This is a genomic window from Pseudomonas sp. UTLPPB19802, from assembly GCF_059730225.1.
The window spans coordinates 4,260,952-4,274,071 of record NZ_AP048545.1; the positions used below are offsets into that span (position 1 = coordinate 4,260,952).

Sequence of the window (13,120 nt, forward strand, 5' to 3'; positions counted from 1 at the left end):
CCCACATTGTGTACAATGCCCCCGAATCAATGACAGGCATGTCGACTATTAACGGGCACGGATAGTGTTCAAGACAAAGCCCGGATAGAGTTCGTGTCATTAGAAGTTCATTTGGCGAGGTTTGCGATGTCCCGCACGATCCGTTTTCACAAGTTTGGTTCGGCCGAGGTGCTCAAGTGCGAAGAGCATGCGACGACCTTGCCTGCACCCGGTGAAGTGCAGGTGCGTGTCGAAGCGATCGGTATCAGCTGGTATGACGTGCTCTGGCGGCAGAACCTGGCGTCCTCCCATGCCCGCCTGCCGGCCGGTATCGGCCATGAGATGGCTGGCGTGGTCACGGCGATCGGCGATGGCGTGGATGACCTGGCCGTCGGCGACAAGGTTGCCAGCTTCCCGGCCGAGAGCCCCAACGATTATCCGGTGTATGGCGAAGTGATCGTCATGCCGCGTTCGGCCCTGACCCGCTACCCGGACGTACTGACGCCGGTGCAGGCCAGCGTTCACTACACGCCGTTGCTGATTGCCTATTTCGCCTATGTCGACCTGGCACGGGTCAAGCCGGGGCAGTTCGCCCTGGTCACCGACGCCAGTCACTGTGCAGGCCCGGCTTTTGTGCAATTGGGCAAGGCCCTGGGCGTGAAGGTGATCGCCGCGACCAAGACCGCCGAGGAGCGCGAGTGCCTGCTGGCCCTGGGTGCCGAGAAGGTCGTGGTCACCGAGGAACAGGATCTGCTGATGCAGATCAACAAGTACACCGATGGCCGTGGCGTCGACATGGTCTTCGACGGCCTGGGTGGTCCGCAGATGTCATTGCTCGGCGATGTCCTCGCGCCCCGCGGCAGCCTGGTTCTCTATGGCCTGCAGGGTGGCAACCAGACACCTTTCCCGGCCTGTGCGGCGTTCCAGAAGAACATCCAGTTCTTCGTGCATTGCATCGGCAACTTCACCGGCAAGCCGGAACTGGGGATCGTGCAGGATCAGGCCGCCCTGCAACGGGCACTGCGTGATATCAACCAGTTGACCGCCGACCGCGTATTGCCGCCGATGGAGATTCGCGCGTTTCCTTTCGACGAGTTCGTCGAGGCCCATCGTTTCATGGATGCCTGTCCATGTCGCGGTCGCGTGGCGTTGCAACTCGACCCCGCCTGATTATCCCGCTGTTTTATCGAGCCCCGTATCAGCCGACTGATACGGGGCTTTTTATTTTTCCCGTATTTATGGCGTTTCCTCGTGGAAAGTTCCATCGGGTAAACCGTTTCCTCGCAACTGAACTGGTTTTTCTGAAAATTCTGTATCTGTTAATCGCGCGGTAAGCACTGATAATTAACCCGTAACTTTCAGCTCAAGGAATGAGTCATGATCGAGTGTCAGTTGTTGTACCGCTACGCCCCGCTGTACAGGCTTTTCGCGTTATGCTGCCAGGAACCGGGCAAGGAGGGGTGTTTTCGCAGCGCAGGGTGTTTCCGATTAAAAAACTCCAGGTAAGTTAAGTTTGTAGGTAGATGTAAGAATATTCCTAGGAAATTCTTTTTCGAAAACACCCAATGCTAATCGGCAATCAGTGGCCAGGGCACTTTCGTATATCCTGCTGTGGATATTATAGGTTCAGGGCAGCACGCGATGTTGTTGCCCTACATGTTCCGGTGGCGAATTGAAAACATGCGCCTGGACATGGCAAGACATAGCAGGCATGGACAATACGAGTGCTGCCGGCCCGACACTGAGCCCAATCCAGGTGTAAAGGCTATGAGCTCTATTCATGAGCAGGCAATGAACTATGTATATCAGCAGGTCCTGCAACGGTTGATGAGTTATTTCACCCGAGCTGAGCGTATCGCGCTGCAATTGTTGATCCAGCGCTTGATTGTCGCGGCTGGCGGCATAGAACGCATCGGCGAATTCAAGATCATGCTGGCCCATGGCGGTGGCAAGGACAGCAGCTACACGCTGGCTTTCCTGCGTGCCGCACAGTTGAGCATCGCCGGGCGCTCTCCGGCCACCTTCAACCTGCGTATCGTCACATCGCGCCATGGCGGCCTGACTTCGACGGTGATGAACAACATCCATCAGGGCTACTGCGCGCTGTTCGTTTATGACGATCCTCGGGTTGAGTTGTTGATGGTGGACAATCAGCATGTCCGTCCATTTCACCACCGCACACCGATGTCCGAACCGGGCCGTGAACTCAACCGGCGCAACCTGTTGATGAATGGCCACCTGACAGCGGGAGACAGCCGGACGACCTTCTGCAACAGTTGCTACCTGGCGATGGCCGATTTCTACGAGCGCGCCAGCGCATGGGACCAGGGGGTCGATGCCTTGATCATCGGCGATCCTCCGCGTGAGCAGAAACAGTACCTGACATGGTTGCTGCGTTCGAGCGACAAGACCGAGCGCAATCCGCCTGTTGGTCCGCTGGAGTTCGATGAGGCTGTCAGAACCTGCAACGAGCTGAGCCTGGAGTACTACCGCGAGGTCTATGGCGATACCCCGGCGCAAGCGACGGCGCCGGCCATCAGCCACTCGAGTCGTAGCCAGGGACCGATGCTCGTTGGCGTTCACGACCTGGTGGGCAGCGATATCGAGCAACGCTGGCCATTGCTGACCGAGTTCCTCGGGTTTCGCTTCGATGACCTGGCGTTTCACTTCAGTGAGTCCGACTGCGCCAATCCGTTGCTGATGGCACATATGCGTGGCCTGCAGGCACAGTACGTCAGGGGCTTGAACTATCAGGCCGGCATCGCCGAATACCTGCAACTGGCGGTGGTGGTGATGCGCAAGAAACGCATGTCGGCGCGCCTGATCGAACAGGCCATGGCGGCCTATGACACACCGGAAAAAATCCTCGGCCGTCGCGCCCTGGCCAGGGCCTATTCCCAAGAGGCCTATGGATTGGGTGAAGGGCAACTGATCTGCCTGTTGTTCGCACCCTTCGTCAATCACGGTCGCGGCCTGGAACTGTTCCTGCGCCGCTGCCATCCGGGCATGTTGGTGGCCTTGCCGGACCTGCACAAGGCGTTGTCCGCCAAGCCGGTCGGCGAGCAGGTCGAACAGTGGCTGGTCGAGATCAGCGGATTGCCCCTCGAGCGCCTGCAGGATCTCTACCAGAAAAAACAGGTCGACTTCAGCACTGCCGCCTCGCTGATTGCCCGGGTCCGGGCCAGTGATCCGGACAAGCATCGTATCGATATCATCCATCCCGATAGCGGCGAAGTCCGCAAGGAAGTCCTGTCGGGACGCTAAAGGGTTTGCGATTGACAGCTTCAGAATTCCCCGGACCTGTTTCGAGCCCTGCCGGGCTGGACGGCCAGACGCCACGAACAGCCCGTGATCGCAAGCAATCGGGGTTCGCCTACCAGGCGGTGTATCGTTACCTGGTCAGCTTGATCAATGAGGTGGAAACCGATGCCCGGGTCAAGCTGCCCTCGTTGCGACAGCTGGCCGAACGGCTGAACGTCTCGATTTCCACCATCCAGTACGCCTATTCCCTGCTGGAGAAAGAAGGGCGGGTCTATTCCCAGGCCAAGTCGGGCTACTACGCCTTGCCGGTTTCTGCCGGCGCCTTCATCAGCGGCAGCGCCGATCTGCTGGAGCGGATCTATGTGCATTCGCGCCGGCCCGGTACCCTGGTGCTGGGCAATGACGAACCGGTCCTGCTGTTGTCGCTGGACAATCCGCTGCTGTTGCTGGAGCGCGAACTGGTGCGCCAGTATCCAAGACAGCAGCAGCCGCAGTTGCAGCCATTCGGCGAGGCAGAACTGCGTGTGGCCCTGGCGGCGCGCTATACCACCTCGGCCCAACGGTATTGGCATGCCGACGATGTCTATGTGGGAGCCGACCTGCGCAGCGTACTGGATACCGTGATGGCGGCGCTGTCGTTGAAAAATGCCACGGTACTGGTGGAGTCGCCGTGCGACTGGGTGATTCTGCGGTTGCTACAGGCGGGTGGGGTCAATGTCATCGAACTCCCCCTGGACCAGACTGGGGCGTTTGATCTGGAGCAGCTCGAACAACTGCTCCAGACGCACGCGGTCAAGCTATTGCTGATGTCCTCCGGGGTCAACATGCCCCATGGCAGCCGGATGTCGGTGCCACAACGCCAGCAGGTCGCCAAACTGCTGGAGCACTCCGGCGTCTGGCTGTTGGAGAACGACAGCCACGGCGAGCTGGCCTTCGAGGGCGATGGCATACACATGCGCGACCTGGTCGACCCGGATCGCCTGTTGGTCCTGGCCGGTTTCGAGCGTTTCATGGGGTGCGAGGCACCGTTCGGCTATCTGCTGTCACGACATTTCGGCGGGGAGCTGCAACGGCATTTCCTGCTGCGCTCGTTTCGCATGTCACCGACCCGGCAGAAGGCAATCGCCCGGTTGTACAGCAGCGGACGCATCGACCAGCATCTGTGCACGCTGCGGCGCCTGCTTCACGATCGCATGCTGCAGGTCACCCAGTTGTTGCAGGAGCGCCTGTCCGAAAGCCTGGACTTCGTCCCGCCCCAGGGCGGTGCCACGATCTGGGCGCGAGCGACGCGGGCGGTGGATATGCGCCAGGTATTCGAGCACCTGCTGGAGCAGAAGATCGTCATCGCTCCCGGCGAACTGTTCAGCCTGCACGGCTTGCACCGCGACTGCCTGCGCCTGAGCAGCACCACCAACGCCCATCGCCATCTGGAACAGGCGCTGGGCGCACTGGGCAACGCCTTGCGCCTGGAGGGGAGCCATTGATGACCCTTTGTCCAATTGTGTTTGCCAGACGCGGGGCGGGCTGTTATCTGTATGCATAACCAGCATTCGACAACCGTGGTCCTGCCTGCCCGTGACAACTGCTCCTCTAGACGATCCGTTTTATTACCTGAACAATTTCCAGTGCGTGCTCGATTGGCTCAACCCGCGTTATGCCGACCTGCTGGATGAGCGGGAACAGGCATTCATCGACGATTTCGCGACACTGCCCAAGGCCTCCCAGGCGCTGCTCGTGCGCATGGTGATGCGCAAGGGCGAGCACTTTCGCGGCAGCAAGCTCAGCTACGCGGAAATCGGCGATATAGAAACGGCGATGCAGCCGTTGCTGGCACGAGGCTGGGTTCGTGAAGATCGACCACTGGAGCTGCAGAGTGTCTTCGCGCTGCTGCAAAAGGCCGAGATCATCCAGGCGTTCCGCAGCGAGATTGCCCAGCCCAAACTCAGGAAAACCGAACTCTATGAGCAACTGGCACCGCTGTTCGATGAGTTGCGGCCGTTCGCCCAGTGGTGCCCGCAAGTCCCGGACCGGCTCTACAGCCTGGAAGTGATGGAGCTGTGTGATCGCCTGCGGCTGATGTTCTTCGGCAACCTGTACCAGGATTGGTCGGAGTTCGTGCTCGCCGACCTGGGCATCTTCAACTATGAAAAGGTCGAGTTGCATGCCGATTCGCGCGGCTTGCGCAGCCGGGCCGACGTCGATGGCTACCTGCACCTGCATGCCGCCCGCCAGGCGCTGGAGGTCGGGGAGGCGATGGAACGGGTGCTGGAGCAGGTCAATGGGCTGGTCACCGACAACCCCTGGCTGGAGCGCCGCCGCGGCAAGCTGCTGTTTCAACTGGGGCAGCACAGTGAACGCCTGGAGGACCTTGCCGGGGCGCTGGCGATCTACCAGGAATGCCAGTACCCAGGCGCGCGTCTGCGCCATATCCGGGTGCTGGAGCGCCTCGGCGAGTACCAGGCGGCCATGGTCCTTGCCGACGACGCCCAGGCGGCGCCGGAAACCGCCGAAGAACAACAGCATGTGCAGCGCATTCTGCCGCGGTTGCGCCGTCGACTCGGCTTGCCCGCCGTGGCACGGAGCACGCCGGCGCCGGTGACACGCCTGGATTTCAGCCTGAGTTTCCAGGCCGATGAGTCGGTCGAGCAGCGGGTTGCCCGGCACCTCCACGAAGAGCAGGGTCCGGTGCACTACGTCGAAAACACCCTGGTCAATTCGCTGTTCGGCCTGCTGTGCTGGCCGGCGATCTTCGCGCCGTTGCCGGGGGCGTTCTTCCACCCGTTCCAGAGCGGCCCTGCCGACTTGCACAGCGAGGACTTCCATGCCCGCCGCGCGGAGCTGTTTGCTGCCTGCCTCGGACAACTGGCGGATGAACGCTACAAACAGACCATCCGCCAGAACTTCGTCGCCAAATGGGGCCTGCAGTCGCCATTCGTGTTCTGGAGCGTGCTGACCGAGGAACTGCTCGAACAGGCTCTCGAATGCCTGCCGGCCGAGCACCTGAAACACTGGTTCGAACGCCTGTTGCGGGATATCAAGGCCAACCGTGCCGGCATGCCGGACCTGATCCAGTTCTGGCCGCAGCGAAAAACCTACCGGATGATCGAGGTCAAGGGGCCTGGCGATCGCCTGCAGGACAACCAGTTGCGCTGGCTGGAGTTCTGTCACCAGCACCAGATGCCGGTCACCGTCTGCTATGTGCAATGGGCGGAGCCGAGCGTTTGAGCTACAGCATCGCCGTACGGGCCTTGTGCGAATTCACCGCCAAGGCCGGCGACCTCGATCTGCGTTTCACGCCGTCGCCGACAGCCCTGGAGGGCATCACCGGCCACCGCACCGTTGCCGCGCGCCGCAGCGAGGGCTACCGCGCCGAACTGGCGCTGGAAGGGCATTACCGCGACCTACGGGTCCGGGGCCGGGCCGACGGCTACGACCCGGTGCAAAACCAGCTGGAAGAAATCAAGACCTACCGTGGCGACCTGGCCAACCAGCCGGCCAACCATCGTGCGCTGCACTGGGCCCAGGCGCGGGTCTACGGCTGGCTGGCCTGCGAACACCTGCAACTGCCCGTGATCAACCTTGCCCTGGTGTACTTCGACATCGTCAGCGAAAAGGAAACCCTGCTGCGCGAAACCTGGAGAGCCGATGACCTCAAGGCCTTCTTCGAACAGCAGTGTGCGTTGTTCCTGCATTGGGCCGAACAGGAGATGCTCCATCGCAATGCCCGCGACCAGGCCGCCCGTGAGCTGGCATTCCCCCAACGCGAGTTTCGCCCTGGCCAGCGCTCCCTGGCCGAGACGGTGTACAAGGCGGTCAGCACCGGCCGCTGCCTGATGGCCCAGGCTCCGACCGGGATCGGCAAGACCCTCGGCACGCTGTTTCCCATGCTCAAGGCCCTGGCCCCGCAGCAACTGGACAAGGTGTTCTTCCTCACCGCCAAGACTCCGGGGCGCCAGCTTGCCCTCGATGCCGCGCGGTTGCTGCAAACCAGCCGGCCCGGCTTGCCGTTGCGGGTGCTGGAGCTGGTGGCCCGTGACAAGGCCTGTGAACTCCCGGACAAGGCCTGCCATGGCGATGCCTGCCCATTGGCCCGCGGTTTTTATGATCGGCTGCCGGCCGCCCGCCAGGCCGCGACCGCGGTGACCTTGCTCGATCGCCAGGCATTGCGCGAGATCGCCCTGGCCCACGATATCTGCCCGTACTACCTGAGCCAGGAAATGGCCCGCTGGGCCGACTGGGTGGTTGCCGACTACAACTACTACTTCGACTTCAGCGCGCTGCTGTTCGGCCTGGCCCAGGCCAACCAGTGGCGGGTCGCGACCCTGGTGGACGAGGCCCACAACCTGGTGGAGCGCGGTCGCCAGATGTACAGCGCCAGCCTTGACCAGCAGGTGCTCGGACAGATACGCAAAAATGCGCCGCAACCGTTACAGAAATCCCTGCAACGACTGAACCGCGAATGGAACGCCTTGCACAAGGAGCAGGTCGCCAGCTACCAGGCCCATGACCAGGCGCCGGGCAAGCTGCTGACGGCCATTGCCCTGTGCACCTCGGCCATCGGCGACTACCTCAACGACCATCCCCAGGGCCTGGACGGCGAACTCCAGGGGTTCTATTTCGAGCTGCTGCAGTTCGCAAGGGTCGGCGAACTGTTCGACGAGCACTTCCTGTTCGATATCAGCCTGCGCGAGCAGGGTCGCCGACGCTTGTCGCAGTTGTGCCTGCGCAACGTGGTGCCGGCAGCCTTCATTCGCCCGCGCTTGACCGCCGCCCGCAGCAGCGTGCTGTTTTCCGCGACCCTGAGCCCCCGGCACTACTACGCCGACCTGTTGGGGTTGCCGGTGGACACCGCATGGATCGATGTCGAATCGCCGTTTCGCCGCGAGCAACTGGATCTGCACATCGTCAGCCGGATTTCCACCCGCTACGTACACCGCCAGGCGTCGCTGGCGCCCATCGTCGAACTGCTGGCCGAGCAGTTCCGCCAGCGCCCCGGCAATTACCTGGCTTTCTTCAGCAGCTTCGACTATCTGCAGCAGGTGTCCCAACTGATGGCGGACACCCACCCGAACATCCCGTTGTGGCTGCAATCGCGGCGAATGGAGGAGAGCCAGCGCCAGGCCTTTCTCGACCAGTTCACCGAGCACAGCCAGGGCATCGGTTTCGCCGTGCTCGGCGGCGCCTTTGGCGAAGGCATCGACCTGCCGGGACAACGGCTGATCGGCGCCTTCATCGCCACCCTCGGCCTGCCGCAGCTGAATCCGCTCAACGAGCAGATCAAGCAGCGGATGGCGGCGCTGTTCGGCTCGGGGTATGACTACACCTATCTCTACCCCGGCCTGCAGAAGGTGGTTCAGGCGGCGGGGCGGGTAATCCGCAGCCAGCAGGACCAGGGGGTGGTGATGCTGATCGACGATCGTTTTGCCGAAGCCAAGGTCAGGAACCTGTTGCCGCGCTGGTGGCAGGCCTGAGCGCTCGGGTTAGCCGTTCTGTTGTTGGCGGATGGCGTTATAGCGAGGCACCTGCATCGACCAGTCGAGGTTGCCACGCATCCAATTCTCCATCATATCCACGCAGAGGCTGATGGCCTGCCGTTCGTGGTTGGAAAATGGCTGGGCCCGGAGCAGTTCCGGCAAGCGTTCGCGGGCCTGCAGGAAGCAGCGGACCCGCGAGTCGATCAATCGGGCGAGGAACGCTACCGTCTCATCCAGGCCGCCACCCAACAGGTTCTGACAGGCCACGACATAGTTCTGGGTGTCTATATGCTGCTGTTCCTTCTCGTAGGAAGCCAGGTCATTGACCATCGCGATCACGTCAGTGGCGCTGTCCTGCAATGTTTCGAACACGATGCTGCGGCAAAAGGCTTCCGGTAGCTCGGCATGATGGGCATATTCGCCGGCCCGGAAGATGACCATCGCGGCGCAGGTGATGCGACGTTGCTGTACGATGCTCGTCAGATCAGGCACCCGGTCGGGAAAGCGACTGCGGACTTCAACCTCATGGGACACCCAGTCGAACAACTGGCGTATCTCATCAAGAAAGCGGGTGCGGCCTGTTGCGGTCATTTCATCGAGCATCCGGGACATCAGGATCACACCCGATTGTTCCAGCGGCGTTTGCGGGTGCTTGTCCTCGCCGCTGATCAGGGAAAACATCCGGTCCAGATGTCGCCTCGCGGCGACATGGGGCAGGCTCTTGCTGCCTTGGTCAAGTCCGTCATCCAGCAGGAACATCCAGAAGGTCAGGTTCGTCACGTTTTCCAGCTCGGTCGCCCCTATGCCGGGGAATCCCCGAGCCACCAGTTCGCAGGAACGATTGCCTTCATATTCACGCAGCATGCCCGGCTGGTCCTCAAAGCCCATGGAGATAAACCAGGATCTGCAGGTCTGGCTGACCACGGCGCAATGTTCATTCATACGCGCAGGGAAAGGCAGGTACAGTGACGGCAGGTTGAATGCAGGCATGCTGTTTTCTCCTTGGAAGGGTGATTTTTCGCTCACGCAGCGTGGCTCATGGCCGGTCGCTCCAAACGTCGTCTTGGCGCTCCGCGCTGGCTCGGGCCTGTTCGCAAAAGACCTGGATCGAAGTGACAATCCCCTCGGCGTCCAGACCAGAGGCCTGTAACAGCTGTTCCACGGTGCCGTGCTCGATGAACTGATCGCCCAGGCCCAACTGCAGGGTCGGTTTGCAGATCAGCGATGCGGCCAGGTGTTCGAGACAGGCGGTGCCGGCACCGCCTTTCACACAGCCTTCCTCCACGGTCACAAGTAAATCGTGGCTGCTTGCCAGGCTTTCTATGAGATCCATGTCCAGGGGTTTGACGTAGCGCATGTTGGCCACCGTCGCATCCAGGTGCTCGGCGGCGCTCAAGCTGGCGGGCAACACGCTGCCGAAGGCCAGGATCGCGATTCTGTGGCCGGGGGATTGCTTCGACCACCGACGAATCTCGCCGCGACCAATAGGCAGGGCCGTCAGTTGAACTTGCACCGCAACCCCACAACCGCTTCCTCTTGGATAACGTACAGCCACCGGCCCACTGTGAAGCAGGCCGCTGTGCAGCAACTGCCGGCATTCGTTTTCATCGGACGGCGTCATGATCACCAGATTGGGGATGCAGCGCAGGTAGGCGATGTCGAATGCTCCGGTATGCGTGGCACCGTCCGAACCCACCACCCCAGCACGGTCTATGGCCAGCAACACGGGCAGGTTCTGGATGGCGACGTCGTGAATCAACTGGTCGTACGCCCGTTGCAGGAAGGTCGAATAAATCGCGACCACGGGCTTCAGGCCCTCGGTCGCAAGGCCGGCGGCAAATGTCAGTGCATGCTGCTCGGCGATGCCGACATCGAAGTAGCGGTCGGGGAAGCGTCGCTCGAACTCCACCAGGCCGGAGCCCTCGCGCATCGCCGGAGTGATTGCGACAACGCGGCAGTCCTGTTCAGCCTCGTCACAGAGCCAATTGCCGAACACCTGGGTAAAGCTCTGTCGATCCGCAGGCGAGGCTTGGAGACCCTGCTCGGCGCTGAACTTTCCCGGTGCGTGATAGCGTATGGGGTCAAGGGCCGCAGGACTGTATCCATGACCTTTTTCCGTGATGACATGCAGCAGTTGCGGGCCTCGCCGGTCTCTCAGCGCTTGCAGGGCGGGAATCAACGCGTTGAGATCATGGCCGTCGATGGGGCCGTTGTAGCTCAGGCCAAGGGCTTCGAACAGGCTCGCCGAATCTGCCGCTGACCGTGAGTCCGCCAGGCTGGCCAGGTGGTTGCGCAAGGCACCGACAGCCGCAGAGATGGACATGTCGTTATCGTTGAGCACGATCAGCAGTGGCAAATCCGTGTACCTGCCGGCATTGTTCATCGCCTCGTAGGCCATGCCGCCGCTCAATGCACCGTCACCGATGACCGCTATGCAATGCTGCTGCCTGGCCGTCAGCCGCATGCCGAGGGCCATGCCCAGCGCCGCAGAAATCGAAGTGCTGGAGTGGGCCGTGCCAAAGGTGTCGTACGCCGATTCCTGTCGCCGTGGAAATCCTGAAATGCCGCCCAATTGGCGGATGCCGGCCATGGCCTGGCGGCGACCGGTGAGTATCTTGTGCGGATAGGACTGGTGGCCGACATCCCATACGAGTCGATCGTTGGGCGTGTCGAAAACATAATGCAGTGCAATGGCGATCTCCACACTGCCCAGGTTGGCTGACAGGTGCCCACCGGTTCTCGACACGCTGTGCAGGATAAACGCACGCAGTTCATCGGCAAGCGGAGGGAGCGCCCCTGGGTGCAGGGCCCGAAGGTCGACGGGGCTGTCGATGGTATTGAGCAGTTCGAACATGACGTAGGCGTCTCCATGAGTCAGTGCTGGCGGTCGATGACCCGATCGGCCAGTACACGCAAGTAGCCCGCACGCTCGCCAAAACCTGCCAGGGCAACATGCGCCTGCCGTTTCAGCTGCCGGGCCAGGCGCAGCGAAGCCCGCAGGCCGATGAGCGAGACATAGGTCGGCTTTTCATCACGGGTATCCTTGCCGGCCGTCTTGCCCAATGTCGTCGAGTCCTGGGTGACATCGAGAATATCGTCAACCACTTGCATACCCAGTCCGACCGCCGCTGCATAACGCTCCAGCGCTTCGAAATCGGCTGCTGCGGTATGGCCGCAAAGTGCCCCCATGCGCACGGCGGCACTGAACAGTGCACCGGTCTTCAGCCGATGCAGGCGCTCCAGGCTGTCGATGTCGATGGGCTTCGCCGGGTGCAGGTCCAGCATTTGCCCACCACACATTCCCTGCGACCCTACTGCCTTGGCCAACTCCGCGATGAGCCGCATCCGCCGATGATGGGAAAGGGGCGCGCCCTGCAAGGTCAGGAAGGCCTGTGTCAACAATGCGGTGCCGCTCAGGATGGCAGTGGCTTCGTCATACCTGGCATGCGTGGTCGGTTGACCGTGGCGCAACCGATCATCGTCCATGGCGGGGAGGTCGTCGTGGACCAGCGAGGCAACGTGCACCATTTCGACGGCGGCGCCGACAATGTCCAGCGCCTGGCTTGCAGCACCGCTGACCAGGCCACTGGCCTGGCACAACAGCGGGCGTAGCCGTTTCCCCGGCGTCAGAAGCGCGTGGCGCATGGCTTCGTGCAGGCGCGCGGGAGCGGTGTGCGGCGGCGCAAGTTCCGCCTCGAGTCGCTGCTCGAGGCGGACCAGCACCGAGCGCCGCCAGTCGTCAAAGGCATATTCGAACTTTTCGTCCGGCAACAAGCTCACCAGCGCCCGATGCGCGTCTGTCGTCATGGTAGCGAGTCTCTTACTGTGCCAGGTGATTGGAGGAGGGGTGCACGAGGGCGATTTCGTGCCAGTGACGCAAGGCCGAAAGCGTGTGGATATCGAAAATCCTGCGTAGCCACACGGTGTATTTCTCGGGCTCGGCGGCGATGCACCCCGATAGATCCGACAGTGACAGCCAAGTCCAGGCCATGGCCTCATCGGGGTTGGCAACCGGGGGGAGATCGCTGAGCCCAACGAACAGATGATCGAATTCATGCTCGACCAGTTGCTCCGATACCTGTTCCCGGTAGAGCAGAGAGCCCACCTTCTTCAACGGACAGGTCAGCCCCATTTCTTCGAACAGGCGCCGTTGCGCGGCCGCATGGGTCTGTTCCCCCAGCCGCGGGTGCCCGCAACAGGTATTGCTCCACAAGCCTTGCGAGTGGTACTTGCCCATGGCCCGTTGCTGCAGCAGCAAACGGCCATGTTCATCGAAGATGAAAATCGAGAAGGCCCGATGCCGCAGGCCCTGCTGATGGATGAACAACTTTTGCGCACTACCGGTTTCGCAATCATCCTCATCGACCAGGATGAGGGTTTCTTCCATGACTCGGACTCCGCTGTGT

At 61.6% G+C, this 13,120-nt stretch carries 9 protein-coding genes; 5 read left to right on the top strand and 4 right to left on the bottom strand.

The window, feature by feature from the left end; translation table 11 throughout:
• The first annotated feature begins 126 nt into the window (after window positions 1–126).
• The 5 genes from AC6I6U_RS18885 to AC6I6U_RS18905 all read left to right on the top strand — a co-directional run bounded on the left by AC6I6U_RS18885 (window position 127) and on the right by AC6I6U_RS18905 (window position 8,711).
• On the top strand, window positions 127–1,149 hold the full coding sequence (locus AC6I6U_RS18885; protein ID WP_497877543.1) for a zinc-dependent alcohol dehydrogenase family protein: 1,023 nt from the start codon (window positions 127–129) through the stop codon (window positions 1,147–1,149).
• Between the two features lie 597 nt (window positions 1,150–1,746).
• On the top strand, window positions 1,747–3,243 hold the full coding sequence (locus AC6I6U_RS18890) for a hypothetical protein (RefSeq protein ID WP_497877544.1): 1,497 nt from the start codon (window positions 1,747–1,749) through the stop codon (window positions 3,241–3,243).
• Between the two features lie 119 nt (window positions 3,244–3,362).
• A complete protein-coding gene (locus AC6I6U_RS18895) occupies window positions 3,363–4,724 on the top strand; it encodes an aminotransferase-like domain-containing protein (protein WP_497883067.1) in 1,362 nt (453 codons plus the stop codon).
• A 91-nt stretch (window positions 4,725–4,815) separates the two neighbouring features.
• A complete protein-coding gene (locus tag AC6I6U_RS18900; RefSeq protein ID WP_497877545.1) occupies window positions 4,816–6,465 on the top strand; it encodes a VRR-NUC domain-containing protein in 1,650 nt (549 codons plus the stop codon).
• Window positions 6,462–8,711: an ATP-dependent DNA helicase gene (locus AC6I6U_RS18905; RefSeq protein WP_497877546.1), complete on the top strand. Its 2,250-nt coding sequence runs from the start codon at window positions 6,462–6,464 to the stop codon at window positions 8,709–8,711. The genes AC6I6U_RS18900 and AC6I6U_RS18905 overlap by 4 nt, the downstream gene beginning before the upstream one ends.
• Before the next feature lie 9 nt (window positions 8,712–8,720).
• On the opposite strand, the gene AC6I6U_RS18910 is transcribed toward AC6I6U_RS18905, so the two are convergent.
• Genes AC6I6U_RS18910 through idi form a run of 4 tightly spaced genes read right to left on the bottom strand, consistent with a single transcriptional unit; the run spans window position 8,721 to window position 13,101 of the window.
• Window positions 8,721–9,704 carry a terpene synthase family protein gene (locus AC6I6U_RS18910; RefSeq protein ID WP_497877547.1) on the bottom strand — a complete coding sequence of 328 codons (984 nt, stop codon included), beginning with the start codon at window positions 9,702–9,704 and terminating at the stop codon, window positions 8,721–8,723.
• A 46-nt stretch (window positions 9,705–9,750) separates the two neighbouring features.
• The gene (gene dxs, locus AC6I6U_RS18915; RefSeq protein ID WP_497877548.1) at window positions 9,751–11,568 is read right to left on the bottom strand and encodes a 1-deoxy-D-xylulose-5-phosphate synthase; all 1,818 of its coding nucleotides are present in this window, start codon (window positions 11,566–11,568) and stop codon (window positions 9,751–9,753) included.
• A 20-nt stretch (window positions 11,569–11,588) separates the two neighbouring features.
• Window positions 11,589–12,521: a polyprenyl synthetase family protein gene (locus tag AC6I6U_RS18920; protein ID WP_497877549.1), complete on the bottom strand. Its 933-nt coding sequence runs from the start codon at window positions 12,519–12,521 to the stop codon at window positions 11,589–11,591.
• Between the two features lie 13 nt (window positions 12,522–12,534).
• The gene (idi, locus tag AC6I6U_RS18925; protein WP_497877550.1) at window positions 12,535–13,101 is read right to left on the bottom strand and encodes an isopentenyl-diphosphate Delta-isomerase; all 567 of its coding nucleotides are present in this window, start codon (window positions 13,099–13,101) and stop codon (window positions 12,535–12,537) included.
• Window positions 13,102–13,120 lie beyond the last annotated feature (19 nt).